Below are 24,131 nucleotides of genomic sequence, written 5' to 3' on the forward strand. Positions count from 1 at the left end.
TCAGAAACGGGGAACTAGCATTCCGGCATCGGCCGAAATGGCCTGACCGGTTGTGTAGGGAAGTTTGCCGCTGGCCAGCGATGCGATAATCCGACCCATGTCCTCGGGCTGGCCGACACGCGGGAACAGGGTCAGCCCGTCCTTGGCGCGCTGGTCATACATCTCGATCACCGGGGCGGTCATGTCGGTGGCGATCAGGCCGGGCTGCACGTCGTAGACGGCAATGTTTTCTTGCCCCAACCGCACGGCAAAGGTCTTCGAGATCATTGCGGCAGCAGCTTTGGACGCGCAATATTCGGCGCGCGGAACGGCCACGGCTACAGCGTTCGAAGACGTCACGTTGACGATGCTGTAAAAGAGTTTTTCGTCGCGATCGCTGGCAACAAGCCGTTTGGCAAAGGCCTGCGACAGGAAGAACATCGCCTTGGTGTTGATGGCCATGCAGCGGTCATAGCTGGCCTCGCTGACCTCAAGCAGATCGCCGCGTTGCATCACCCCCACGCCTGCGTTGTTCACTAGGGTTGTCAGCGGGCCTATTTCCGCTTCGATGGCAGCCAGTTGGTCGTCATGCGTACCGATTTCCGAGACATCAAAAGGTGCTGCAATCGCAGGCACTTCGAGGGCGCGTATCGTGTCCAATGCGCCCTGCAATTCGTCATCCATTTGAGGGCCGTTTATCGCTATGGCAAAGCCTTCGCGCGCTAGGGCAACGGCCGCTGCCAGACCGATCCCACGGGAGGACCCGGTCACAAGTGCTGCGGGGCGGCTCATGCGGCAGCTCCCTTGGACAGCAACTCGCGGGCAATGATCATGCGCTGAATTTGGTTGGTTCCTTCGTAAATCTGGGTGATCTTTGCGTCGCGATACAGGCGTTCGACTTCGAACCCGCGAATGTAGCCCGACCCGCCAAAAACCTGCACCGCGTCCGAGGACCGCTGCACCGCCATGTCCCCCGCAAAACACTTGGCCATCGAGCACGCCTTGGTGGCGTCCTGCCCGGTGTCGATCTTGTAGGCTGCCGAATGGACCAGAAGACGGGCGGCTTCGACATCCTTGGCGATATCCGCCAGCAGCCACTGGACCCCCTGAAAATCCGCGATGGGCTTGCTGAACTGTTTGCGTTGCTGGGCATAGTCGGTCGCAGCCTCAAGCCCTGCCTGACCAATCCCAACCGCCAGAGCGGCGATACCAACGCGGCCTTTGTCCAGAACGCTCATCATCATGTGGAACCCGCGCCCTTCGGTGCCCAGCAGGGCATCTGCCGGCAGACGGACGTCATCGAATGACAGCGGACCAACCTGGCTGGCGCGTTGACCCATCTTGATCTCTTTGGGCCCACGGATGACGCCATCGGCGTGCAGATCGACGATGAAGATCGACATGCCACGGTGCCCGGCCTCGGGATCGGTCCGGGCCAGAACAAAGCCGACATCCGCGACCGGGGCGTTGTGGATCCAGATCTTACCGCCGTTCAACACCCATCCATCGCCATCACGCACCGCCGTCGTGCGAATTCCTGACACATCGGTGCCTGCTTCGGGTTCGGTGATGCAATAGGCGGGGCGCAGCTTGGCGGCCAACAGATCGCCCAGCCATTTGCCTTGCTGTTCCGGCGTTCCGTGGCGCACCAGCAGCGTCGAAACCAGTTCCAGCAAGCCGCATTGATCGGCAATCGACGCATATCCGCGCGACAGTTCCTCCATCACCAGCGCATAAGTCACCGTGTCGAAACCGGGGCCGCCGAGTTCTTCCGGCACACCGATGCCGAATAAGCCCAGCTCGGCCATCTGGTCGTAGATTTCCGCGGGAAACCGCGAGTCGCGATCCAGCTCTTCCGCCGCAGGGCGAATGACATCCTCGGCAAACTGGCGGGTCATATCGCGAACCTGAAGGTGGGTTTCGGTCAGAAACATCGTAGCGCCCCGTAATGTAACTAATCAGTTACTAATACGCCTGGCGGAGGCGGTTCGTCAAGTGGGTTGATCGGTTTCGCCATATGAGTTAAATAACCAAACAGTTACTTAATGACTGCGCAAATATTGGCGATCCGGTTTGCATTTGGGAGGCTTGCATGAATCCGAACACACTGAACAAGTTTGGCCGGGTGGATCTGAACGTATCCGCTTTTGGTTTTGGCACGGCGCCGATTGGCAACATCTTTCGCGAGATTGACGAGGCAACGTCTGACGCGATGATTCAGCACGCCTGGGACAAAGGTGTTCGGTATTTCGACACCGCTCCGATGTACGGGCACGGCCTGTCGGAAATGCGGACGGGGCACAGCCTGCGCTGGAAGGACCGCGGAGATTTCATCCTGTCATCCAAGGTTGGTCGGGTACTGAAGCCCGGGCGTCGTCAGGACATCAATTTCGAACCTTGGACCAATGCTGCGCCCTTCACCATGCATTTCGACTATAGCTATGACGGGATTATGCGGTCGTTTGAAGACAGCCTGCAGCGAATGGCGCTGGAGCACATGGATATCTGCTTTATCCACGACATCGACGTGTTTACGCGCGGCAGCGAGCAGCCCGAAGTGTTCAAGCAAGCCATGGATGAAGCCTGGAAAGCGCTGGAAAGTTTGCGCGATCAGGGCGTTGTGAAAGCCATTGGCGTTGGCGTGAACGAATGGGAAGTGTGCCACGCCGCGCTTGAACAGCGCGACTTTGACTGCTTCCTGCTGGCCGGGCGGTATACGCTGCTGGAGCAGGACGCTCTGGATAAGTTCCTGCCACTTTGTGAGGAACGCGGCGCCGCTGTGGTTGTCGGTGGAGGCTTCAACTCGGGCATTCTGGCGACAGGGGCGAAGGAAGGGGCAAAGTACAACTATGCTCCGGCGCCTGCCGATATCATGGACAAGGTCAGCAAGATCGAGGCCGTCTGTGCCGAATACAACGTACCGCTGCCAGCCGCCGCGCTGCAATTCGTGGTCGCGCATCCGGCGGTGCCGACCTTCATGGCGGGGACACGCACGGTCGAGCAGCTGGATCAGAACCTGAATTGGTTCAGCCATGACATCCCGGCTGAATTCTGGGCGGACTTGAAAACCAAGGGTCTGTTGCGCGAAGACGCTCCGGTTCCGGAATGAGTGCGACCCCTCTGGTTACCGGAACCTATGGGTATCATGACCTGCAGATCGGGGACGTAATGAAAACGGGGTCTGCTGACATTACGGCAGACCTGATCTCAGCCTTCGCAGACCTGACCGGGGATAATTACGCTCTGCATCTGGATGATGAGGCCGCCCGACAGCTTGGGTACAAAGCGCGCGTGGCGCATGGGCTTTTAATCCTGTCCGTGGTCGACGGGCTAAAGTTCCAGTCCAAGGCGCGTCCGCAAGGTTTGGCCTCGTTGGGGTGGAATTGGCGGTTTGAGCAGCCTGTTTTTGCCGGGGACGTGATACGTGCAGAACTTACGGTAGTAGGTAAGCGTTTAACTGCTTCTGCCGCACGCGGCATTATTTCCTTTCAGTTCGATGTGTTTAACCAGAATGGGCTACGCGTCCAGCAGGGTACAAACGAACTGATTTTTGATCTTTGAGCGAGGTTACCATGCAGGTATCGATAGCGAAACGCATGATCACGCAGGAAGCCGCGAATGCGGCGGTCCAGGCAGCGCTGTCTAATGCAAACAACAATGGATGGGCGGTTGCAGCGATAGTAGTGGACGCCAGTGGCCACATGGTCGCTGCCGGACGGTCAGACAGCGCCCCTGCAGCTGTGGCTGAGTTTGCTAGGGACAAAGCGCAGACAGCCGTGTTGGGCAAAACGACACGTGACTTCGCCAAGCGCATGTTGTCCAGCCCCGAGTTGCAACTTGGAATGATCAACAGAGGCACGCTTTGCGCCTGGGACGGAGGGGTTCCAATTCGCGAGAATGGCGTTCTGATTGGAGCGATTGGCGTGTCCGGGGCCGCTGGGCCGGATGACGTAAAATGCGCGACAGCCGGAATCTGTGCCATCGGGCTTTGCGACTGAGCCGGACATTGCCAACTTGTTTGCATGCGTCTGATGGCGGCCTAACATACGCCTGTCAGTCGGTCATTTCGAGAGCATAACCGACCCAGAGGCTAGAAGCACCGGTTCTGGCGTGACTGTATGAGACAGTGGACAGTTGATAGCGGCGGGGTCGAAAGGCGGTGTTGATCTTGTCGTGAGCTTACGCTTTCTTTGACGAACTAAAGCATCCCATGAGCTTTTCACACTTTCGAGTGGGTCTGTGTGATACTTCGATTCGATTGTTCAACCCTTTGTGTTCTCGGTGATCCGCACCCGGCGCAAGATCGAATGGGCTTGTATTTGTCGCATCTCCAAAATGTTCGATACGCCGCTGAGTTGAGAGTTTCTTGCTATGCAGCTTTGAGCAAGCGGTTTTGGTCATCTCTTCTAGAGAACAACTTGTTTGGAAGGAGACAGAGGGCTGCCGAAGACAGCCCCCTGTGCAGGTTACCTCAGCGCGGTCAGCAATTGCTGGGCAGCACTTTCCGATGATGCTGGGTTCTGACCTGTGATCAACAGGCCATCGACAAGCACGTATGGCGCCCAATCGTCGCCCGAAGAATACTCTCCACCGTTGTCTTTGAGCATCTCCTCAACCAGAAAGGGCACCACTTCTGTCAGCTCAACAGCCGCTTCTTCAGTGTTGCTAAAGCCAGTCACCTTCTTGCCAGCGACTAGGGGCTTTCCATTCGTTCCCTTTACGTTTTTCAGAACACCGGGCGCGTGGCATACCAGCGAAACAGGCTTTCCGGCCGCATGAAAGGCTTCGATCAATCCGGCAGAGTCAGAGCTTTCTGCCAGGTCCCACAATGGGCCATGCCCACCAGGATAGAATACGGCGTCGAAATCATCATGCGAAACGCCTTCCAGTTTGACCGTGTTTGCCAATTGCGTGGATGCCTCGGCGTCAGCTTCGAAGCGGCGGGTCGCGTCTGTTTGAAAACCTTCGTCTGCACTCTTGGGGTCCAGTGGAGGCTGGCCGCCAAGTGGTGACGTCAGAGTGATGTCGGCACCCGCATCTTTGAACACGTAATACGGAGCTGCCAATTCTTCGAGCCAAAAGCCGGTTTTTTGGCCGGTGTTGCCGAGTTCGTCGTGTGAAGTGAGTACCATCAGGATTTTCATTACTGGTATTCCTTTATTGAGGCTGTGGTTGTTGAACTTGTCAGAAACCGCTCGCCACGCGTGGTGTTTCTTATGGGAATCAAAAGCGGGTTCGCACGGTATGGTCGGTTTAGATAGTGAAAAATAGACCGGTCGTCTACTTATTTCTTCAAGTGCAAATAATTCAAACGGCAACTAAATTATTGGGTACTTTGTGGGAAAACTAAGTGAAACCCGATACTGAGTTGCTAAAGTATAGTGATTGTAATAGACTGACCGACTTGCTATGAGATCAAGAAGGACAAAATCTTCCAGAAGGTTGCTTTGGATGAGTGCGCGTCAAAAGATAGTTTCAGCAGGCCAGGCCTTGGTTGGTCAGAGAGGTTTTAGCGCAGTGGGGCTGTCAGAAATCCTGAAATCAGCGGGCGTACCGAAAGGATCATTTTATCATTTCTTCGAGTCTAAGGATGCATTCGGAGTGGCGCTCTTGGAAGAGTACTTTCAAAGTTACCACGCTGAAATGGATCAAATAATTGCAAAACCCGGGCTCACAGCCTCGGAAAAAGCCATGCTGTACTTTGCTAACTGGAGAGAAAATCAAGGACTTAACGACTGCCAGGGGCGTTGTTTGGCTGTCAAGCTTGGTGCGGAAGTTTCAGACATTTCCAAGGCCATGCGGCATACGCTCAAAGAGGGAACGGACGGGATTGTTGCACGGTTAACCGATCTGATGGCCAAAGGAGAAGCCGACAACTCTATAAAGCCGTCGCAATCCCCCGAAGACTTAGCAGCCAATCTTTATTTTCTTTGGGTCGGAGCAAGTGTCATGGTCAAGATTTCGAGGTCCCACAATCCGTTTGACACGGCGTTGTCGGCCAGCAGGGCAATGCTCGGCCTGGATTAGGTAGCACGCTGTACAAGCGCCTTTTGCCGCAGTTTCAAACCAGAATTCGTGATGGGTCCCGGTGAAAAACGAGATCGATTTATTCTGACATCGGGTCTTTCTTATGTAGAATAGTCACTCGAAACAGAGGGATCCAATCATGGAGAAGCCAATTGCCCGCGACTGGTATGAGGTCATACCATTCTCAGACAATATCAGTCTGATCCGTGAGAAACACGTTGCGGACTGGTTGCGTTGCAATATGTGGCACGTTCGGGGGCGCGACCGGGATTTGATCATAGATACCGGCATGGGGTTGCGTCCGCTGGTCGAGGAAGTTGTCAGCCTGACGGAACGCCCTTTGACAGCCATCATGACCCATTGCCATTTTGATCACGCGGGCGGGCTGCATCAGTTTGAACATCGCTGCGGGCATCCCCGTGAAGCGCAGGTCATTGCGGAACCGACTGCGGCCAATACCGTCGCTGATACCGGATATGTGCGCGCCGAAACTTTCACCGCTCTGCCCTATGAAGGGTTTCGCCATGAGGACTATGTTGTCAAACCGGCGCCTTTGACGCAGCTATTGGATGAGGGGGACATCATTGATTTGGGCAATCGGGTTTTCAAGGTTTTCCACATGCCCGGTCATTCACCTGGGTCAATTGCCCTGTTCGAGGAAGGGACCGGCATCTTATTCAGCGGTGATGTGGTCTATGACGGTGATCTGCTCGACACGCTTTACCATTCAGATCCCGAGCAATTCAAAGCCTCCCTGCGCCGGGTGCAGGAACTTCCCCTGAGAACCATTCACGGCGGCCACTACCCATCTTTCGGAAAACAACGCCTGTCAGAAATAATTGAAGGCTATTTCTCAGGTCACCAACGCATCAAAAACTCCGCAGATTGGGTGCGAGACAATTTGAGCTGAAGCCATCGAGCTTAGAGCACATTCCAGAAAACTTGTATTATCCGAGCACGCGCTATCAGAACCGCGGTTGCAGCGGCAGTCGGGAGCAGAATTTGCAAAAGAACCCAACTGGATCGTGCTATTCGGCAAACAGGCTCAAAACACCGGAACCGGCTCTCGTCGAATACTCCAGCTGTGCTTCGCCCAGCTTGGTTGCCAGGTTTGAACAGCCTTATCCGTAATCCGCTCCTGACCTGTCTCAATAGCGTCTTTCGCAAGCGCCTTAACCATCTTGAATGCTCGTGACGTAACACCGCCTGTCACACCCAGAATGGCCCGAAGCGAATGCACACTGAGGCTGGATCCGCGTTCCAAATGCATCGCAGCAAATGGCTGAGGGCGCATGCCTAAAGTTCGAACACCGTGTGCGGCCACCATAAGGGCGCGCCAATCAATGCCGGAAAATCGCCTCTCGTCGAGTGCCGGTGGCGCATGCGGCAATAGGATGGCCGTTCGGGTAACGCCGATATCTGCCACGTGTGAGGTTGGCTACAGGCTTGCCATACGCTTGGCGATCATGGTCTTTCCTATCTCCGAACTTCCGTAAAACATGAGGCTTGGCATTCGGCGCCGTATTGGCATCCTCATGAGAGAAGTCAGCCGGTTAAGAACAATATTTGAACGGTCGAACGCGATCAAACGGCACTGCGGACCAAAGCAAGTCTTTCGTCGGCATCCATGAGTGTCATCTATTGGGCAGGTGGGAAGATCGGGATTATTGGTACCAATCGTGAACAACTCGCGGGATGGCTCGCGTTTTGTATTGTCGTTTGGAAGTCGCGACCGGCGTTCACCTTCCAGCCGCGCCGCCAGAGTTTGCTGCTTTGCCGCGTGCGCAATGCGCCTTTGTTTTTCAAAAATCTGAAACAGCTTTCGATGTCGGGATCGTTCCGCCGTGACGCTAGCGATATAAAGCCCGCCCGCCGCGACTCCCGGGGCGAAATCCGGAGCCGCGACAGGTTCTTGTAACGTGTAACAACGGTCCGTCCTTCGTTTTTGACGGCCCAAGTCTGGGACTTACCATGGGGGTCATACTTGATAAATACCTTGCCGACACCACGACCGATCATTGGGGTGTCCTATCGCAATCAATTTGTCTAGGTTGAGATTTCCGTTCTGCCTTGCCCAGTTCTGGGCCAGGTTAATGGCCTGATCGAGCTTGAGTGCCACATTCAACCGGGCGCGGCCGGTTCACCCATTTTTGCTGAGAATCAAGGACAATTGAAACTGGCAGGTGTGCTTGTTGCACGTGGGCAGGGCGTAAATGAAGGCATCGCAGTCGCGGCGCACGCGCATGTGTTTACGGCGTTCAGTCCATGAGTTCTTATGTAAGGCTTCTGATCCAACGGTAATATTCAAAGAACATAGCTTTCTTCCTTGGGAAAAGTCGCATTGCCAATGAAAAAGATGGTTGAGTTTCAGTGAAACCTGTACCGCGAACAACGTATTTGTGACCAATGAAAAACGGTTGTCTCGGAGACAGTTGCCAACCGCAGGGTTCATTTTCCCCGCTTGTAGTGCGCCATGAACATTGCGACACAATCGTTCAATACGTCTTTGGAGGTCGCGTTCTCGCCGAGGAAGAACTCCGGCCAGAAAAAGAAGCCTTTGACGAGTACCAGGAGCTGATTGGTCGCGAAATCTGGATCGGCTTTACGAAGCTCGCCTGCGTCCATGGCCTCGCTGATCAGCCTCTTTATTGGATAGTCGTGCGTTTCGCTTTCATTGAAGAACTGCCGGGAACGGTCAAGGTCACGGATCAGTTCTGACATCACCATCCTGTTCAACCCGATAGCCGTCTTTTCTGTGATGACCTCAACGTAGCGCCACAAAGCGTCCTTCAGTTGCTCAACGAAGTCGCGATCCGGGTCATAGGGCACTGGTTCCATGCTCGAGTTCCGCTCAATCATGATCTCAGAGATTGCTTCGAACAGGGCATCCTTGCTCTCGAAGTGATTGTAGAGCGTGCGACTCGATACGTTCGCTTTTTTGGCAATTGAGGTCGTCGTTGCTCCGAGAAAGCCCTGTTCACGGAACTCATCGATGGCCGCGTCGATGATGTCTTTTCGTTTTTTTTCTGTGCGTTTCAAGATTCCAACCTCGGAAGTAAAGAAAGCTATTTACAAACAGTACCCGGCCCCATAAGTAAACACCACAATGTACTTTGGCAAGGCGTGATGCCGACCAACCCGAGAAAGCGGAGCATGACCATGATCGAACTTTCACGACGCAACGTCCTCCAAACTGCCTCCGTCGCTTCCTTGCTGTCCCTCACGGGCTGGGGAGTAAATGCCAAACAAACCTCACAACCCTCTAATGAAGGACTTTCAGATATGGCCCTCACTGCTGGCAAAAACAAAGTAACGTTCAAATCTTTTGGCGTGGATTTGGCGGGCGACCTTTACCTGCCCGAAGGCTTTGATGAGACCAAAAAATACAAGGCAATCGTGGGCGCCAGCCCGTTCCCTCAGGTGAAAGATCAAATTCCGGCGACTTACGGCCCGGAAATGGCCGCTCGCGGTTTCATCTACCTGGGTTTCGACTATCTGGGCATGGGTGACTCCCCGGCGCTTCCCGGTGAGTTCAAACAGTCCCGCTACATGTTCCGCCTGATCGAAAACACATGGGACGCGGTATCCTATCTGGGCACGCTTCCTTTTGTCGAGGAGATCTACGGTCTGGGTGTCTGCCAGGGCGGTTCGATCATCGCGTCAGCAGCCGTGACCGACCACCGCATGAAAAAAATTGCCATGGTTTCCGGTATGATGGCGGCGGATGCGTTCCAGTGGACTGACCGCGATATGGCGAACCAGATAATCGCCGGTGCCAACGCATCGATGCAGAAGCAATGCGAAACCGGTGAACCGGACTATGTCGCCCCGTTCGGCCTGAACGACGAGATGTCCCGCGAAGAGTTCACTGCAGCGGCCGCCTATCCGGCGATGGCTGGCGAGACCTATGACTACTACGGTCGTGATGGTGTCAAAGGTCCGGTTGCGGTTGCGAACTTTACCAACATGCATATCGGCGATCAGGCCATGCAGTCGCTGTTCTCTATCTGCGAAGCCTATGCCGACAAGATCGCGCAGCCGTCACTGACCATCTATGGTACCACAGCTTCAACCGCGATCTGCTCGACCGCATTCGTCGAGAAGCTGACCAATGATCACAAAGAGTTGGCTTTTGACGAGTTCAGCCACGTGGACTTCTACTACAAGCCCGAGGCCGTCAAAGCGTCGACCGACGCTGTGGCCGAGTTCTTCAATTCCTAAACATATCGGGTAGAGGCCATGTTGTGGCCTCTACCTTCCCATCTTCCCTAAATCGGTCCCTCCTGAGGACTGAGATGGCCGACTTTGGCAAAGACTCCACCACTCACGACGTATTTTTGGGGGGGAGGCGATCTGACCGGAAAGACTGTTCTGATCACTGGCAGCTCTGTCGGTCTGGGCGCTGAAACTGCTCGCGCACTGGCTTCCAAGGGCGCGTCGGTCACTATTGTGGTGCGCTCGGCGTAAAAGCTGGAAGGTATCGCAACCAGAATCAAGCAAGAGACCGGCCAAGAGGTCGAAGTCGCCTCGCTAGAGCTGGATAAACCTGACACGATCTGCGCCTTTGCAGAGAATTGGCTGGCCCGCTATAACAAGCTGGACATCCTGATCAATACGCCGGCATCATGGCAACCCCGTTTGAGCGCGCGCTCGAGGGGTGGGAGAGCTAGTTTTTCACCAACAATCTGGGCCACTTCCTGCTGACCAACCTGCTGGCGGGCCCGATCAAGGCATCAGGTTCGGCAAGCGTGATCATCTGTCTTCTGCCGCGCATTGGTTTACACTCGTCGATCTGGAAGCCCCGAAATTTGAGCGCCGTGAATACGACCCCATGGCATCCTACGGGCAACCCGTATCGGTCGATATCGTCGTAGCCTAAAATTGGGCGCGTGATCAGAAACGTTACCAGTGATGGTACAAGAAAATACACAAGTTAGCTTAGCGCAATCCATGAGCATGGCTTGAACCTTATAGCCGCCTTGACCTTTCCAAGATTTAGCGTTCTGGGTTTGGTGGAATAGGTAGATGTTGTTGATTTCAGAGTTTACATGCTTAGTCATCGCGCATGGCGATAGAACAGACTCACTAACATAGTAAAAGGCTGCGCGATGAGCGGTAGGTCTATTTTTGGTAGAGTTCGATTAATTCTGCGGGTGCTCGCAGTTATTTTTAGCTTCCTGCCGAGCATTCTCCATCGTTGGATTTGGGAGTTAACTGACCTATTGCCCAATGTTGTTGGCGTTGGCCTTCGCTATGCGCTAGCAAAGGCCAAAACAAGGGCGATCGGCGACAACGTTTACTGGGGCCGGAATGTAACCGCGAAGAACTGGTCTAACCTCTCAATCGGGGACAATTGCTCAATCCACGAAAACTGTTTCCTTGACGCGCTCGGCGAGATTGAGATCGGCTCGAATGTGTCTATTGCACATGCGTGTTCGCTTGTATCCTTTGATCACGTGGCTCAACCAAACATACCCATTAAAATAGCCCAATATTGCCCGGAACCATATCTATTGCTGACGATGTTTGGATCGCAGCGGGCGTGCGTATCTTGCGAGATACACAGATAGGTTCCCGTGTGATGGTCGCGGCAAATGCAGTTGCGCGAGGACCTTTGGAACAAGGTTGGCTCTATGGTGGCACGCCTGCCCGTCAACTCAAACCCGTTTGCGCCATGGAAGGCGAAACAAACTGACGTTCGGATTCCAGCAAATCTTCGAGAAAGTTCATGTCATTGTCCGTCGCGACGAGCTTTGTAGCTTTCCCTCCGCCATAAAAAATAGATTTGAGGCCTGCATCTTTAAGAGCGCTTACAACCGAATAAAGACCCAAAAACCGAAGCGATCGAGCACCGTAACGTCCTAGGCGGGCAAGCAAAAAAGACCGAGGCGTTGTCGCTTCGTTTCTGCGCTGCGCAGCCAGATCACCTGCGCCTTTTAATGGAATCCCCAGCGCATTCGAAAGAGTTTCTACATAGCCGTCAGGATCATCGGCAAGATCTGATTGCAGTAGAACGGTGACTTTGCTGAAATGTGCTTTCCAGATTGGTAGATGCTCAGAATACCGACTTGCTCCAATGATCTCAGGATACTTTTTCACTGCCTTCTGAAGCGGAAGCTTTGTGTAGCCACAAGCCATATGCTGGTAATGGGACCATGCCCGCTTTACCGGATCGCGCAGTGTCACAACAATTGGAATATCGCCCAATTCTTCGGCAATTTTCGGGGCGGCGAAACTGGAGACATGAAACAGGGAAGGACCCACTTCGATGATTGCGACATTCTGATCCGGGTCACAGTGCCTGAAGTGTTTTTCATACCAGGCCAACCCGCGGTGATGGTACCTGTCGAAATAAAATGTCTCTTTGACTCCGCTTGGAAGACAGATGTCCCCGCGGCTTTCGAAGTACTCGTGTATCCAGCTTGTGCCACACTTCATCGGCCCCACCACAAGCGCGGTGGGTTTTGTTTTTTCAGGCGTGATCATTTTTCGGAGCCCTTTGTCTAAAAAGAGTGGTAGGCGGATCAATCGCAAGACTAGTAATCGCTGCGTGCCGCAGTGCAAGATTTGAGACAACGATGGCCAGAAATGCGGCCAAGGCAGCGCCGGTCGTTCCAAAGAACGGAATGAATGCCAAATTCAACACGATGGTAGAAGCCAATGCCAGTGCAAACGACAAGAGTGTACGTTTCTCGTAGCCCGTCATATTGAGCAGAGGGATGACCGCGCCATTTAACATAGCCACAGTATTGCCGGCCGAAAGAATCAATAGTGGGGTTAGCGCAGCCACGGCCTCCGTTCCAAAGAGGAGGGCTAATATCTGTTCACCAAAGGCCGTATAAATCAGCAACCCCGGCACCGCTACGCAAAGTGACAAAATGATGCTGGTACGCAGCAGGGTGACTAACTCGTCGTGGTTCAGGCCTTTACGCAGTTGAGCCAGACGCGGCGCTAGAACAACATTTACGGCCTGCGATCCGAAAGCCACCAGCATTGCGCCTTGCAGGGCAATTCGATAGACGCCAACCGCCGTTTCTCCGATCAAGAGCCCCAGTAGGATCAGATCCGCTTGCCGTGTCGCTACCTGCACGCCGCCGACAGCTGTGAATGGTATTGCAGAACGTAGCCACGTTCGATGCTCAATCGTCACCTTGCCCGTAGCAGCAAGTGTGGCAGGAACTTTGCGCCAAAACAGGTAACGATTGAGCGCGGCAGGCAAAGACACTGCTGCAACCATTGCCAAAGTCGTATGGGTTGCCGTCATCCCTCCGGGTAGCAAAGCGTTTAGCAAGAGTGAAATGACGATCAGAATGATCGGGCGCACCACCGTATCGGGAAAGAGAGCTGCTACGGGCTTTCCCAAGCCACGCAAACCGCCGGACCAGTTTCCCATCAAGGAAAACCCCGGTAGCAGCAGTGTCGAAATGGCAATTGAAAACGCGAGATCGCTGGTTGGAAAGAATGTCAGGGCAACGAACGCAACGATACCGCCGACCACGACGCAGTAGATTGTGCTGAAAAGAAGAATCCAGCGCATAACACCATGCAGTTTTGCCGGATCGTTTGCGTCAGCGGCACGGGAAACCTCGCGTACGACAAGCTCTGTAATGCCGTTTTTAGTCGGAATCGAAAGCCCGGTCGCCACGGCCAGACCGAAGGAGAAAAGACCAAACTGAGCAAGACCGAGAATTCTGGCCAAGACAATGGTCACAAGGACACCCATCAGCGCCTGTGAGACCTTCAAGGCTCCGGTCCCAAGACTTTTACTCAGAATACCGCGGATCATGTCTTCGCCTCCTGAGTGACGTTCTCAATACGTTGCCCTGTGGGCGTTTCTCCGGGCCAGTGATGCTGGCTCTAACGGAGTGTTTCGAAAGCCACCACCATGAAGCGACAAGCTTGCAGGAATGTTCGCCCACTGAGGTATTTCTGCTGCTCCGAAAAAAGCAGAAAGAGGACCACAATTTAGACTGCCAGCAACGGGGTCAAGTTGAGTCGAAAAGGTTGTGGAGATCCGTGTTTGGTGCTTCGGGGCAATGCTTCGATGATGTATCGTTGGCGGCCAAACTCAACAGAGCTATCTTGATTTACGCTGCTACGCCGCCTGTCGTTTTGTCCGACACAACGTTCGGATTTCCTCGATGTACTTGCCGATAACTATGCTCTCGTCAAACTCGTTCTCCATCTTGGAGCGTCCAGCCCGGCCCATCGCGCTACGGGCCTGAGGTGAAAGTGCAATCACGCGTTCCATTTTGTTCTGAAGATCCGCTGCGTCACGCAATCCGCAGATGAAACCGTTGACGCCATCATCCACGGTCTCGCGGCAACCGGGGGCATCGGTAGTGATAATCGGCCGCCCTACAGCTGCGGCCTCGAGCAGGGTGCGAGGCGTGCCCTCGGGATAGGCTGAAGGCAGCACGACGCAGTCCGAGTCCACGATTTCCTGCACCACATTGTCTGAATAGCCCAAATATTCGACGTCACCCGCATGTACCCACTCATCCATCTGCGCGCGCGTGATCGCAGCCGGATTGTCATTGTCGAGAGAACCCAGCAAGCAAAAACGCACATCGCCATGGCGCTGGCGGATGGCGCGCGCGGCTTCCACGAACTCACCCACACCCTTGTCCCACAACATTCGTGCTATAAGCACAAAGCGCAAAGGTGTGTCGCGCCCTGCCTCGGGTAGGGGAGTAAAAGCGAACTTTGTCAAATCTACGCCCGAGCCGGGCAATAGGTCATGCTTGTTGTGCCGGACGACACCGTTGCTGGTAAACAGCTCGCGATCGTCTGGGTTTTGGAAAAAAACCATAGCCGCTTGCTTTAACGCTATCCGATAGAGCCCCTTGGCGACCTGTGTCACTAAATTGTCGGACAAAAAGACCGAGCCTAGCCCCGCAATGTTGTTGATCGTGGGAATGTCCAGCTTGTGCGCAGCGAGCGAGCCATAGATATTCGGCTTGATCGTGTAACCAAGGAATACATCTGGGCTAACCTGCTGCAAGGCCTCTCTAAATCGACGATAGAGAAGGTAATCCGACACTGGATTCTTGTTCATTTTCATAGGCAAGTCTACATGGGAAACACCCATTTTCAACAGCGGCGCAGTGTATTCATCCTTTGGTGCCACGATGACAACGTCGTGACCCTCGTCCTGGATTGCCCGTATTAGATTCCTGCGCGCCTGCCACACGTAATGCGATGTATTCGCGCCTATCGCAATTCTCTTGTTCGTATCCAAAGTATTGTTTTCCCCAAGTTCCGTCTGACCCAGCTGCCTGACCCGGGTGTTTGGGTATCGAATCCGTACCTGTTTCTTTCTTGTGAATAGAGTGCGGTCAAGGGCTGCTGAGCGGAACCTTCGCATAACTCAAGCGGTGCAGGTAGTGCGGCACGGAAATGATTGGCACATACGGTTTGGGCCTGACCCTAGCGCCGCGCGAACCAGATACGGCGAAAATCGTTGAGATCCGTCTTCCATCACCTCAGTTATGCGGACACCTGCCTGGCAGGACTTTCAGGTACCCGTCAATGAGGCACGCACAATCAAGATTGTACTGACGAGATCCGAGCGCAATTTCTCGGTTCACCTGCAATTCCCGTGATATCTGAGCCCCTGCGACCACAGTCGGCGCGGTGAAATTTTTCACACCAAGTATCGTAAACGCAGCCAGTCAATCCTCTCTGATTCTCTCTCTCAAAGGTCGGAAAAACTTGCCAGCTAGCGAGGCCGGTAAGTGAAGCAGACCAAAGTGCTCCCTAGTTTTGAGCAATACCTTAGCCCTGAACGGGTTTGGCGGTTCATCGCCGTTCGTGACGCAAGGTGACTCCTGCGCTGACCCAGTCATAGTTACTGTCGGTTGGTTAACTGGCAACCAGGCTGAAACTTTGTTGGCATGCAATCGTAAAGAACTACTGAACTGCGGGGACGAGGTGAAAACACTTTCCGGAAGGGGGGTGAAGTACCTTATGCACTCGAAATGAAGACAAGCCCGTTTGGTCGGGCTCACAAATCAGCCAAGGAGAAAACGAATGGCAGATGACTTCGCAAATCACCGCGCCGGTCTGGATAGCCCTCAGGGACATCACGCCGCAGTCACCCCAAGCGATACCGTTGATCTACCTAACGCTACTCGCGCGCTGTGGGTCGGAAATGGCGGTAATATCACAGCGACCACGATTTATGGTGAGACGGAAGTCTATGAAAACGTTCCAAATGGTTCGCTGCTGCCAGGGCGGTTTACTCGGGTTCACGCGACAGGAAACTCAGCAAGCAGTATTTTGGCTCTCTGGTGATCTGATATGATCAATCTCGGACTTTCCATCACATCACTGGCGGCACGGTCACGGCGTGGCACCGCTCCGCTGAAGCTGAATCTGATAGCTAACGGCAGCTTCGGAGCGGGAACAATCGGCTGGGTTCCGTTCAGTTCAACCGAACTTGCAATAGAAGCCGGAAGACTGCGTGTCATTGCCGGAGCAACGGCAATCAGGGTGTCTCAGGACGTGAGTGCTCTTATTCAGGGTCAGCAATACCGGTTATCCGCTGATATCGACGCATCCGCCAGCACCGGAACTGTCACAGCTCGTATCAACAGCTCTATCAGCACATCCGGTTCCCTTGTCGTTCTCAGTGTCGCGGCTGGGCAGTCAGGTACCTTTGACGCAAATTTTACCGCACGCGCGGGAGATGTCGTCTTGTTCTTCAACAACACTCGGGGGTTTGGCGACTACTGGCTGGACAACATCAAGATTGAGCCGGTCTGATTACGTCAGCACCAACAGAAGATAGGCGGCTAACGCCACGACGATGGAAAACACTACCACTGGCGGTGGGTTTTCGACATCCGAGAGTTTCTGCTGGAATGCCCCGGCCTGATACGCAAGATAAAGCGCTGCCGCCAGAAGAAAAAAGGCTATGATATCAATGAGTATTTTGGTCATACACCTGCTTTCTAAACATCCACTGTGAACTAAATCCTAACAGACCTGCTGTCGCCCGACCCATGTGGTCGGGCTTTTTTGGGGGGCATTGAAGTCCTGCCGGACAGGCCCGTGAGATTCTGGTTCGGCAACGCACGCAAGTAGTCGATGTCTTGCCGGGCTATCTTGGAGAGTTGGGTCACGTATTTCCGCAGCAGCGGGTTTGAGAAACGAGTTCCGCGAACGTTTGAAACGGGCAAAATGCGGGCGTGAATTGACCTTTTACGATTTGTGCGCGCCACTTCGATACCGTCCAGTGTTGCCGCCGCTGAAACGAAGGCCTTGAACATCAGACCGACCGAATGCGCCTTTAGATGAACCGGTGGCACTCTTCGACTATTTTGTTCAGTTTTTCCCGACTCACCGCCCCGATCTGCATCCGCAACACTATGCGGCATAGAAGTTGAACAGATTATCTTCAAAAGCCGGTTCAGAGTCGACAGTTGCCCGAGTAAACAATTTGCGAAGCTTGCTGCAAAAAAAACTGCAACTTCTACCCGTCTTCATGCACCATAGAAGCTTGCGACAAAGCCTGCCGTAGATCATTCACACCGCTGGTGTGCGAGCTCTAGTGGCCGATAGTTTGCAGCAGGTTCAGTGTGCAGGAAAAAGGCTACTATTGCTCTCGCATGAAATTACGACACATCTGTGTGGGTTAGTACCTTCAGAGGCTTGTAAAGCTCTGGCAGTGCATCCAAAAACTGTCAGAGACTTTGCCGATTTTGCCCATTTCTTCGGGCAGACGCCGAAATGCGCAGTACTTCAGCGCAACCAGGGAGCTTTTTAATGGCACTAGAATTGCAAGAGATGTGCAACGGTTTGGGTTTTCCCGAAGGCCCGGTTGCGATGAACGATGGGTCGGTTTTGTTTGTCGATATCAAGGAACAGACCCTGGCAGGCCTGTCACCCGCCGGTGATGTTCACGTTGTGGCAGAGATCCCTGGCGGGCCCAACGGGGTTGCAATCGGCCCGGACGGGGCAGCCTATGTCTGCAACAATGGCGGGGTCTACAGTTTTGTGCCGTTCGGTCCTGACCAGATCACTGTTCCTGCCCCGATCCGGCCCAATTACAAGGGCGGGTCGGTGCACCGGGTCGATTTGAAGACCGGAGCCGTGACGCAGTTATTTGACTCGTATAACGGCAAGCGGCTGATCGCGCCCGACGATCTGGTGTTCGACAAGTCCGGCGGCTTTTGGTTCACTGACACAGGGATAGAGGATGAGGAGTCCACACGTTATGGTGGTCTCTATTATGCCTCGATAGATGGCAAGACGCTGATCAAAGCTGCCACGATTCCCATGCCCAATGGAGTCGGCTTATCGCCGGATGGCGGAACCGTTTATGTCTCGGACACGGTGTTTGGGCGGCTTTGGGCGATGAAAATCAAAGGTCTTGGTGAGGTCGAACCGGGTCCCATTCCTGGTATGCCGGGCAATGTCGTGCAGACGTTGCCGGGATATCAGTGGCTGGACAGCCTAAAGGTTGAACAGGATGGCCGCGTTTGCGTCGGAACTTTGTTCAATGGCGGGATAACGGTGTTCAACCTGGATGGCTCCACCGAGCATGTGGAGATACCCGATATGTTCACCACGAACATGTGCTTTGGCGGTAGTGACATGCGTGACTTGTGGATCACTGCGTCGAGCACCGGTAAAATCTACAAGGCCCGATGGCCCCGCCCTGGCTTGAAACTTGAATTCACCGCGTAGCGCGCAAGTTTCTCTGGAAAAGACATATGTTTTTGTGTCCGGCGTGACACTTTCACGGCCATTTGAGTATGCCAAAACACCTTTTCGCTCACAAACTCTGGCGGGGTGGGGTCGGGTATTGTAAACCCTTTGCTTAAATGGGGGATATGACGGATATACCAACGCGAAAACTCGCGGATCCTGGCCAACGGCGCCAGGTGTCTGTCCTGTTTGCCGATATGGTAGGCTACACAGCTATCGTTGCCGGTCTGGAGGAAGAAAAAGCGCTCGAGTTTGTGCGCAAAGTCTACGAAACGTTGGTTCGTGCAGTCGAAGAAAACGGTGGTGCCGTCCGCGATTTTGCCGGCGACAGCATAATGGCGTTGTTCGGAATCCCGGACTCGCTTGAGGATCCGGCCTTGCGGGCCTGCCGGGCCGCGTTGTCGATCCACACAGCCTTCGCTTCAGCCGCTTCAGACTTTGAAAAGCGCTTTGGAGTGTGTCCGGAAATGCGCGTCGGAGTCAGTTCGGGCAATGTTCTGATGGCGACGGTGCAGGGGGAAACGGGGCCGACGACGGCGGTGGGCAGTACGGTGAATCTGGCCGCACGTCTTGAAAACCTTGCACCAGCCGGGGGCAGCCTGCTTTGTGACACCACCCGTGACCTTGTTGAATGGGTTTCCGACCTCAGTTTTTTCGGTGAACACACGATCAAGGGTTTGTCCGCGCCGCAAAAGATCTGGCAACTAAAGGCTGTTCACGAAGGTGCCACACGCTTTGACGCGTCAGTTGCGCAAGGATTAAGCGATTATGTCGGTCGGGCGGGTGAACTGGATATTATGTCTGCGGCCCTGCGGAAATCAAAATCCGGGCGATCGGTCGTTGATCTGGTGGCAGAGCCGGGCCTGGGTAAGACGCGCCTTGTCTACGAATTCGTTCAGCGCGCACCTACAAACGAAGTCACTGTTCTGACAGGGAACTGTTCCGCCGACGGCCAACAAATTCCGTTCCTGCCCTTTTTGGAAATCGTCCGGAAGTCTTTTTACATCAGCGACAGGCAAAACCCGCTGCGCGTTCAGGCGAAACTGGAAGCGGGTCTTGGGAAGTATGGGCTGTTGTCCCAGCAAAATCTCGGCCTGATGATGAACCTACTGGGGCTCAAATCACCTGAAGGATCTTTAGATGGTCTCGACGGCGTTCTGATCGGTTTGCATACTCGCGAATTGTTGACAGCCTTGCTCAAAAAGAAATGCGCATCAGGCCAGGTCATTCTAGTGATCGAAGATGGCCATTGGATCGACAGTTCCTCTGAAGATTTGATGGCTATAATGCTTGAAGACCCGGATATTTCAAACCTGCTGATCATTCAAACACGGCGGCCGGAGTACACGCCGAAATGGTTTGGCAACAATGGCGTGACGACTATCGCGTTGAGGCCATTGCCGCTTGCAGACATTGCGGATCTGGCTCAGAGCCGTCTTGGTGTATCCGAGCTACCGAACGGTTTGGCGGAACAGTTGACCGAACGTGCCGGGGGCAACCCGCTGTTCGGAGAAGAGATTCTGGGCTATCTTTTGGATCAGGGCGCTTTGCGTGTCGATGACGATACCGCCTATTTCGACACGGATATCAATGACAGCGGATTGCCCCTTACGATGCGCAGTCTGCTGACGACCAGAATTGAACGTCTCGCACCCGAGGATCGTGAAATCTTGCAAGCCGCCGCTGTGATCGGTCGCCGCTTTGATCCCGGCCTGCTGTCCCAAATTGTCCCCGATACTGATGAAATTGGCGCAACTCTGCAACGATTGCAGGCGCAGGATGTTTTGTATCGTGAGGCGAACTCGACAGACTACTTATTCAAACACGTTCTCCTCAGGGATTCTGTTTACCAGAGCCTTATTCTGTCGCGCCGGTCCGAGTTGCACTTGGCGATTGCCGACGCGCTTGTTTTTCGCAATGCGAACCGGTTGCAGGAGGTGGCCGAAACGCTGGCCTTCCATTACGGGCAAACCAATCGTACCGACCAGGCGTTCCACTATAGTCTGATGGCTGGTGACAAAAGCTTGGGGGTGTATTCGCTGGACGAAGCCAACCGGTTCTTTGTTGCGGCGCTGGAGCTGTATCAAAGCGATCCGGATTGTGCTTCGGATGAACAGTTTGCCGCCTTCATGGCCAGCTTTGCGCTCTGTTCCAACATCTCTTTGCGCGTCAAAACGATTATCGAGCTGGCTGGCACGATAAGGCCGATCCTGCAAAAGGTGGGGGACAGTCAGCACCACGCCCTTTTCCTACACCACTATGTGTCGTGCTTGGTGTGCAGTGGCAGGTATCACGAAGCACATTGGGTGCAGCAGGAATTGACCGAAATGGCTCAACGCCTGAGGGATGCTTCTTCCAAGGCCTATGCCATGGTCAACGAACTGTCGGTTTCGATCTATCATTCTCCGATCCCGAATGGACGGTTTGACGCCAAAAAGCGCGAGATCGAGACGGTTCTGAACAAAATTGACGATGCTTATATCCACAATTTCTTTCTGGCAACGGTTGGCTGGAACGAATTGACCCGTGGCCGCGTGGCCCAGGCGCATGCGGCGTCAGATCGGATGATTGCGCTTGGAAAATCCAAGAATGATCCGCGAGCTTTGGGATATGGAACCGCGATGAAAGCGTTGATCGCAATGGTCACGGATGACCATGAGCTGGCGCTGACAATGGCTGAAAAGGCGCGGCAGGACTCGAAGGTTGAGTTTGAGTTGGCCATAGCCGAAGCGGCTCGCGTTGCCGCCATGATCCCGCTGGAAAAACCCGGCGCGATTGAAACCGTTCAAAAGCATATCAAGGACTGCGACGAAAAAGGGTGGACCTTGTTCACCTTCGGGCCTGCGGCAATGCTGGGCGTGGCTTATGCGCTGAACGGTCAAATCACTGCCGGGTTGCGGCAAGTCGAATGGGCCATTCAGAGGCGTACGGATGAGGGTACTCAGGTTTCGGCAGATTGGGCGCGGCTGTTTCTGTGCGAGATGTATCTGGCCATTCTGACAGGCGAGGGCGGTGGCTCGATCAGCGTTCTGATAAAGAACTTCCGCTCGATCATCTGGGTCATGCTGTTTGGTCGAAAGCGGCTTATTGCAATGATCGAACAGGTGCGCAGCAACCCGCAGTTTGACAAGAAGGGCCATTACATCGCCCGCTGTGACATGATCATGGGGCTGCTCTACAAGGCAAAGAAAAAGAAGTCGCAGGCCAAAGATTATCTGACCAAAGCACGTGTTGTCGTCGAATCCGCCGGGCGCTCACCAATGCTGACACGGATCGATGCTGCTCTGGCCGAGCTTGCCTAATCCGTCAGCTCAGACAGGTACCTGATCGCCGTCAGGCTGGGCAGGAAGGTGTAAGCGCCACCGCGCGTTTGGATCAGGCGCGGGAAACCGCTCAGGCGAATTGTGTCCCCGTCCGGCAGCGTCATGTCGAACCAGCTGGTTTCCGGTGTGTTGGCACCCAGCAAAGGATCGTTCGCGCCGGTAATCCGAGGGTCTTGCAGGCCTAGATTTATCCAGTCGCACATCACTGCCTCGAACTGCGCGCCGATATTGGCACCAATGAAGCTGCCCAGCAGGCCGCGTTCTTCAGTATCGGGGTTCTGAGGGTCGAAATCCGGACCATAGGACATGCCCCGCCGCACCAGTCGGCGCGTGTAATTTGCGATACGCTGCACGATCGGGCCACCACGAGGATTGCCGCGCCGCAGGTGCGACCCTGCCGGACAGCGCGAGCCGTGGCTATAGTCGAAATTGGTCAGTGACACCTCGTGCTCAGGCCATTGGGCATTCGGTGACAGTTCGTAGGGCACGCCATTGCGCCAACGTCCACACATCTGTGCGGCGACCACTTCGCGCAGGGCACCGTGCATGTCCAGTCCTTCGCCGATGCGTTCCAGGTTATCGGGGTCTGCTAACTGGTCGCGTTTGGGATGCCGCATCAGAACTTCGGCTGCCTGATCCAGATAAGTTTCAAATCCGGCTGCATCCTGCGCTAGAATCCGGAATGCGTTGAACGATCCGTTGAACCCAAGCGCATGGGGTGAAGGAACGCGGAACAGCACACCCTCCTGTTTGGTCGGATAACCAAGCAAGGCGGTTCCAAGCGGGTCGATGGGTTCGTCCACACCTTCCTGATCGGGGTCGTAGACCTGTTCGAAACGCGGCTGGGATATCCCGTCGACATAGCCAAAGAACACCTTACCCTCGGGCAGGTTTCGCCCATTGCGTACGCCCAGAATGTTGAAGGCTGCGGCGACTTGTTGTTCGACGGCATCAAGATGTTCGGGAACGTCCGAATGCACCGATGCGATCAGATGAATGCGGTCCGGCTGGTCAAAAGGGGCAGGCCAGTTTTCAGGTCCGCTGTCCCCGAAGTCCCCGAGCTTAATCGCCCGCTGTGTCATGCCCTGAACGAATTCGGTCGGGAAGGTTTTCAAATGCTCGGGCGGCGTGCCCAAAGCCTTCAGTCCCGCATAGGTGATACCGATATTAAAGCAGAAGGGCGGCCTGACTTCCCACAACACGCCACGGGTGATTTCGGGCACTGTGCTGCTGCCACCATCGACTGCAGCTGCCAAAAACCGACGTGCGGCTGCGCGGTCGGTGACTTCGAGGATCAGATGGCGCACCAAATCGCGGCGGTATCCCCGTAGAATGTTGCCCTGAATGTCGGCGAGATCGAGTTTTGTAGTCACCAGCCCTGTCCGAATTTTTGGCGCACCTGCGCGGCTGAAACCCCGGGATAGGCGCGATAGCCACCCCCAAGTGAAATATTGCGATTGGCGTGCAGTTGCAGAACAAACTCACGCGGCAGGGTCTCCAACCTATGTGGCGGCTCATTCGGCGGCAGCCCCTTGGCTGCGTCCTGCAGGCCGAACAGGTCGGTCGGGAAGTCGGCCGCCTGAAACAGGTCATGCGCGTGCACCCAGTCGATGAATTCTTCGACATTGCGTTCGGTCGGGATCAGATGATCGGCACCGTCGACCAGCGAGATGACATCGTTGAAGACACTGCCGATTGTGGTGATGAAATCACGGATGTAATTGCTGAAATCACCGTCATAGACCGAGATCATACAGATGTTGTTGTCGATGAGCAGGAACCGCGCAAAGTGAACTGTGCCGACATTGTCGAGTCCGGCAAAAATCTCATCTACATTCTGGGCGATGGCCAGTGTGGCCCGCGCGCGCCCGGCTGGCGACGGGTCTTTCAGCGGCATGATCAGGTTCATCATCCGCTGTACATTCTCGCTTGGCTGGGGCGAGGGGCGCGGACCGCCGGGCAGTTTCGGCTTTGGATCACGCCAATGCCAGTACGGCACCACGATGTAGCGTGACAGGAACTTGAACCATCCGCGCTCGGGCAGGCTGTTGACGTAGCTGTTGAACCAGCTGTTCTGGCTTGTCATGA

The 24,131-nt window shown here is 54.6% G+C and carries 25 protein-coding genes and 1 pseudogene; 13 read left to right on the forward strand and 13 right to left on the reverse strand.

Annotated features, from left to right (window positions below; translation table 11 throughout):
• Together GOW98_RS20165 and GOW98_RS20170 are read right to left on the reverse strand one after the other, a co-directional pair.
• A complete protein-coding gene (locus GOW98_RS20165; RefSeq protein WP_170335405.1) occupies positions 1–771 on the reverse strand; it encodes a 3-ketoacyl-ACP reductase in 771 nt (256 codons plus the stop codon).
• Positions 768–1,913, reverse strand: coding sequence for an acyl-CoA dehydrogenase family protein (locus GOW98_RS20170; RefSeq protein ID WP_170335407.1), 1,146 nt, complete (start codon positions 1,911–1,913; stop codon positions 768–770). The genes GOW98_RS20165 and GOW98_RS20170 overlap by 4 nt, the downstream gene beginning before the upstream one ends.
• Positions 1,914–2,071: 158 nt before the next feature.
• On the opposite strand from GOW98_RS20170, the gene GOW98_RS20175 reads away from it, so the two are divergent.
• From GOW98_RS20175 to GOW98_RS20185, 3 genes are read left to right on the forward strand one after another with little or no spacing between them, the layout of a single operon-like run.
• Positions 2,072–3,088, forward strand: coding sequence for an aldo/keto reductase (locus tag GOW98_RS20175; RefSeq protein WP_170335410.1), 1,017 nt, complete (start codon positions 2,072–2,074; stop codon positions 3,086–3,088).
• Complete coding sequence (locus tag GOW98_RS20180; RefSeq protein ID WP_170335412.1) at positions 3,085–3,540, forward strand: MaoC family dehydratase; 456 nt, start codon at positions 3,085–3,087, stop codon at positions 3,538–3,540. The genes GOW98_RS20175 and GOW98_RS20180 overlap by 4 nt, the downstream gene beginning before the upstream one ends.
• A gap of 11 nt (positions 3,541–3,551) precedes the next feature.
• A complete protein-coding gene (locus GOW98_RS20185) occupies positions 3,552–3,977 on the forward strand; it encodes a GlcG/HbpS family heme-binding protein (protein WP_170335414.1) in 426 nt (141 codons plus the stop codon).
• A 55-nt stretch (positions 3,978–4,032) separates the two neighbouring features.
• On the opposite strand, the pseudogene GOW98_RS25845 reads toward GOW98_RS20185, so the two are convergent.
• Together GOW98_RS25845 and GOW98_RS20190 are read right to left on the reverse strand one after the other, a co-directional pair.
• Positions 4,033–4,284 (reverse strand): annotated as a pseudogene (locus GOW98_RS25845) (IS6 family transposase); the annotation flags it as partial.
• 161 nt (positions 4,285–4,445) lie between these two features.
• Positions 4,446–5,123: a type 1 glutamine amidotransferase domain-containing protein gene (locus tag GOW98_RS20190; RefSeq protein ID WP_170335484.1), complete on the reverse strand. Its 678-nt coding sequence runs from the start codon at positions 5,121–5,123 to the stop codon at positions 4,446–4,448.
• Positions 5,124–5,430: 307 nt separating this feature from the next.
• Between GOW98_RS20190 and GOW98_RS20195 the strand changes: the two genes are divergently transcribed.
• Positions 5,431–6,006: a TetR/AcrR family transcriptional regulator gene (locus GOW98_RS20195; RefSeq protein WP_170335416.1), complete on the forward strand. Its 576-nt coding sequence runs from the start codon at positions 5,431–5,433 to the stop codon at positions 6,004–6,006.
• Between the two features lie 139 nt (positions 6,007–6,145).
• Positions 6,146–6,916 (forward strand): MBL fold metallo-hydrolase, encoded by a 771-nt coding sequence (locus GOW98_RS20200; protein WP_170335418.1) that lies wholly within the window; start codon positions 6,146–6,148, stop codon positions 6,914–6,916.
• 135 nt (positions 6,917–7,051) lie between these two features.
• On the opposite strand, the gene GOW98_RS20205 is transcribed toward GOW98_RS20200, so the two are convergent.
• Both GOW98_RS20205 and GOW98_RS26345 read right to left on the reverse strand, forming a co-directional pair.
• Positions 7,052–7,432, reverse strand: coding sequence for a hypothetical protein (locus tag GOW98_RS20205; protein WP_170335420.1), 381 nt, complete (start codon positions 7,430–7,432; stop codon positions 7,052–7,054).
• A gap of 12 nt (positions 7,433–7,444) precedes the next feature.
• Positions 7,445–7,693: a TniB family NTP-binding protein gene (locus GOW98_RS26345; RefSeq protein WP_367646874.1), complete on the reverse strand. Its 249-nt coding sequence runs from the start codon at positions 7,691–7,693 to the stop codon at positions 7,445–7,447.
• On the opposite strand from GOW98_RS26345, the gene GOW98_RS25850 reads away from it, so the two are divergent.
• Positions 7,634–7,924: a hypothetical protein gene (locus tag GOW98_RS25850; RefSeq protein WP_254438091.1), complete on the forward strand. Its 291-nt coding sequence runs from the start codon at positions 7,634–7,636 to the stop codon at positions 7,922–7,924. The genes GOW98_RS26345 and GOW98_RS25850 overlap by 60 nt on opposite strands.
• A 530-nt stretch (positions 7,925–8,454) precedes the next feature.
• On the opposite strand, the gene GOW98_RS20215 is transcribed toward GOW98_RS25850, so the two are convergent.
• A complete protein-coding gene (locus GOW98_RS20215; protein WP_170335424.1) occupies positions 8,455–9,045 on the reverse strand; it encodes a TetR/AcrR family transcriptional regulator in 591 nt (196 codons plus the stop codon).
• 243 nt (positions 9,046–9,288) lie between these two features.
• Here GOW98_RS20215 and GOW98_RS20220 point away from each other — a divergent pair, with 243 nt between their 5' ends.
• The 3 genes from GOW98_RS20220 to GOW98_RS26350 all read left to right on the forward strand — a co-directional run bounded on the left by GOW98_RS20220 (position 9,289) and on the right by GOW98_RS26350 (position 11,701).
• Positions 9,289–10,227 carry an alpha/beta hydrolase gene (locus GOW98_RS20220; protein WP_217359659.1) on the forward strand — a complete coding sequence of 313 codons (939 nt, stop codon included), beginning with the start codon at positions 9,289–9,291 and terminating at the stop codon, positions 10,225–10,227.
• Positions 10,228–10,311: 84 nt separating this feature from the next.
• Positions 10,312–10,473, forward strand: a complete 162-nt coding sequence (locus tag GOW98_RS25580) for an SDR family NAD(P)-dependent oxidoreductase (protein ID WP_217359660.1) — start codon at positions 10,312–10,314, stop codon at positions 10,471–10,473.
• 1,027 nt (positions 10,474–11,500) lie between these two features.
• Positions 11,501–11,701: an acyltransferase gene (locus tag GOW98_RS26350; RefSeq protein WP_170335426.1), complete on the forward strand. Its 201-nt coding sequence runs from the start codon at positions 11,501–11,503 to the stop codon at positions 11,699–11,701.
• Here GOW98_RS26350 and GOW98_RS20235 read toward each other — a convergent pair.
• The 3 genes from GOW98_RS20235 to GOW98_RS20245 form a co-directional block, all read right to left on the reverse strand.
• Entirely contained in the window at positions 11,659–12,492 is an 834-nt protein-coding gene (locus GOW98_RS20235) for a sulfotransferase domain-containing protein (protein ID WP_170335428.1), read from the reverse strand. The two genes, GOW98_RS26350 and GOW98_RS20235, sit on opposite strands and share 43 nt — an antisense overlap.
• Positions 12,479–13,792 (reverse strand): oligosaccharide flippase family protein, encoded by a 1,314-nt coding sequence (locus GOW98_RS20240; RefSeq protein ID WP_170335430.1) that lies wholly within the window; start codon positions 13,790–13,792, stop codon positions 12,479–12,481. Before GOW98_RS20240 ends, GOW98_RS20235 begins: the two co-directional genes overlap by 14 nt.
• A 309-nt stretch (positions 13,793–14,101) precedes the next feature.
• Complete coding sequence (locus GOW98_RS20245) at positions 14,102–15,373, reverse strand: glycosyltransferase family 4 protein (RefSeq protein WP_170335433.1); 1,272 nt, start codon at positions 15,371–15,373, stop codon at positions 14,102–14,104.
• Between the two features lie 665 nt (positions 15,374–16,038).
• On the opposite strand from GOW98_RS20245, the gene GOW98_RS20250 reads away from it, so the two are divergent.
• Positions 16,039–16,302: a spike base protein, RCAP_Rcc01079 family gene (locus GOW98_RS20250; protein WP_170335435.1), complete on the forward strand. Its 264-nt coding sequence runs from the start codon at positions 16,039–16,041 to the stop codon at positions 16,300–16,302.
• 6 nt (positions 16,303–16,308) lie between these two features.
• Positions 16,309–16,773, forward strand: coding sequence for a hypothetical protein (locus tag GOW98_RS20255; protein ID WP_170335437.1), 465 nt, complete (start codon positions 16,309–16,311; stop codon positions 16,771–16,773).
• Here the strand turns inward: GOW98_RS20255 and GOW98_RS20260 are convergent, their stop codons facing one another.
• Complete coding sequence (locus GOW98_RS20260; RefSeq protein WP_170335439.1) at positions 16,774–16,950, reverse strand: hypothetical protein; 177 nt, start codon at positions 16,948–16,950, stop codon at positions 16,774–16,776.
• 825 nt (positions 16,951–17,775) lie between these two features.
• Here GOW98_RS20260 and GOW98_RS20265 point away from each other — a divergent pair.
• On the forward strand, positions 17,776–18,699 hold the full coding sequence (locus GOW98_RS20265) for an SMP-30/gluconolactonase/LRE family protein (RefSeq protein WP_170335441.1): 924 nt from the start codon (positions 17,776–17,778) through the stop codon (positions 18,697–18,699).
• 197 nt (positions 18,700–18,896) lie between these two features.
• Entirely contained in the window at positions 18,897–22,022 is a 3,126-nt protein-coding gene (locus GOW98_RS20270) for an ATP-binding protein (RefSeq protein ID WP_170335443.1), read from the forward strand.
• Here GOW98_RS20270 and GOW98_RS20275 read toward each other — a convergent pair.
• Both GOW98_RS20275 and GOW98_RS20280 read right to left on the reverse strand, forming a co-directional pair.
• Entirely contained in the window at positions 22,019–23,416 is a 1,398-nt protein-coding gene (locus GOW98_RS20275; RefSeq protein WP_170335445.1) for a Dyp-type peroxidase, read from the reverse strand. The genes GOW98_RS20270 and GOW98_RS20275 overlap by 4 nt on opposite strands.
• On the reverse strand, positions 23,413–24,129 hold the full coding sequence (locus tag GOW98_RS20280) for a hypothetical protein (protein ID WP_170335447.1): 717 nt from the start codon (positions 24,127–24,129) through the stop codon (positions 23,413–23,415). The genes GOW98_RS20275 and GOW98_RS20280 overlap by 4 nt, the downstream gene beginning before the upstream one ends.
• Between the last annotated feature and the right edge of the window lie 2 nt (positions 24,130–24,131).

The sequence above is a fragment of the Ruegeria arenilitoris genome (assembly GCF_013032445.1).
Lineage (GTDB): Bacteria > Pseudomonadota > Alphaproteobacteria > Rhodobacterales > Rhodobacteraceae > Ruegeria > Ruegeria arenilitoris_F.

Coding starts and splice junctions, on each gene's coding strand:
- GOW98_RS20165 (WP_170335405.1), bottom strand. CDS start 771: ATGAGCCGCCCCGCAGCACTTGTGACCGGGTCCTCCCGTGGGATCGGT.
- GOW98_RS20170 (WP_170335407.1), bottom strand. CDS start 1,913: ATGTTTCTGACCGAAACCCACCTTCAGGTTCGCGATATGACCCGCCAG.
- GOW98_RS20175 (WP_170335410.1), top strand. CDS start 2,072: ATGAATCCGAACACACTGAACAAGTTTGGCCGGGTGGATCTGAACGTA.
- GOW98_RS20180 (WP_170335412.1), top strand. CDS start 3,085: ATGAGTGCGACCCCTCTGGTTACCGGAACCTATGGGTATCATGACCTG.
- GOW98_RS20185 (WP_170335414.1), top strand. CDS start 3,552: ATGCAGGTATCGATAGCGAAACGCATGATCACGCAGGAAGCCGCGAAT.
- GOW98_RS20190 (WP_170335484.1), bottom strand. CDS start 5,123: ATGAAAATCCTGATGGTACTCACTTCACACGACGAACTCGGCAACACC.
- GOW98_RS20195 (WP_170335416.1), top strand. CDS start 5,431: ATGAGTGCGCGTCAAAAGATAGTTTCAGCAGGCCAGGCCTTGGTTGGT.
- GOW98_RS20200 (WP_170335418.1), top strand. CDS start 6,146: ATGGAGAAGCCAATTGCCCGCGACTGGTATGAGGTCATACCATTCTCA.
- GOW98_RS25850 (WP_254438091.1), top strand. CDS start 7,634: ATGAGTGTCATCTATTGGGCAGGTGGGAAGATCGGGATTATTGGTACC.
- GOW98_RS20220 (WP_217359659.1), top strand. CDS start 9,289: ATGGCCCTCACTGCTGGCAAAAACAAAGTAACGTTCAAATCTTTTGGC.
- GOW98_RS20235 (WP_170335428.1), bottom strand. CDS start 12,492: ATGATCACGCCTGAAAAAACAAAACCCACCGCGCTTGTGGTGGGGCCG.
- GOW98_RS20240 (WP_170335430.1), bottom strand. CDS start 13,792: ATGATCCGCGGTATTCTGAGTAAAAGTCTTGGGACCGGAGCCTTGAAG.
- GOW98_RS20245 (WP_170335433.1), bottom strand. CDS start 15,373: ATGCGAAGGTTCCGCTCAGCAGCCCTTGACCGCACTCTATTCACAAGA.
- GOW98_RS20250 (WP_170335435.1), top strand. CDS start 16,039: ATGGCAGATGACTTCGCAAATCACCGCGCCGGTCTGGATAGCCCTCAG.
- GOW98_RS20255 (WP_170335437.1), top strand. CDS start 16,309: ATGATCAATCTCGGACTTTCCATCACATCACTGGCGGCACGGTCACGG.
- GOW98_RS20260 (WP_170335439.1), bottom strand. CDS start 16,950: ATGACCAAAATACTCATTGATATCATAGCCTTTTTTCTTCTGGCGGCA.
- GOW98_RS20265 (WP_170335441.1), top strand. CDS start 17,776: ATGGCACTAGAATTGCAAGAGATGTGCAACGGTTTGGGTTTTCCCGAA.
- GOW98_RS20280 (WP_170335447.1), bottom strand. CDS start 24,129: ATGACAAGCCAGAACAGCTGGTTCAACAGCTACGTCAACAGCCTGCCC.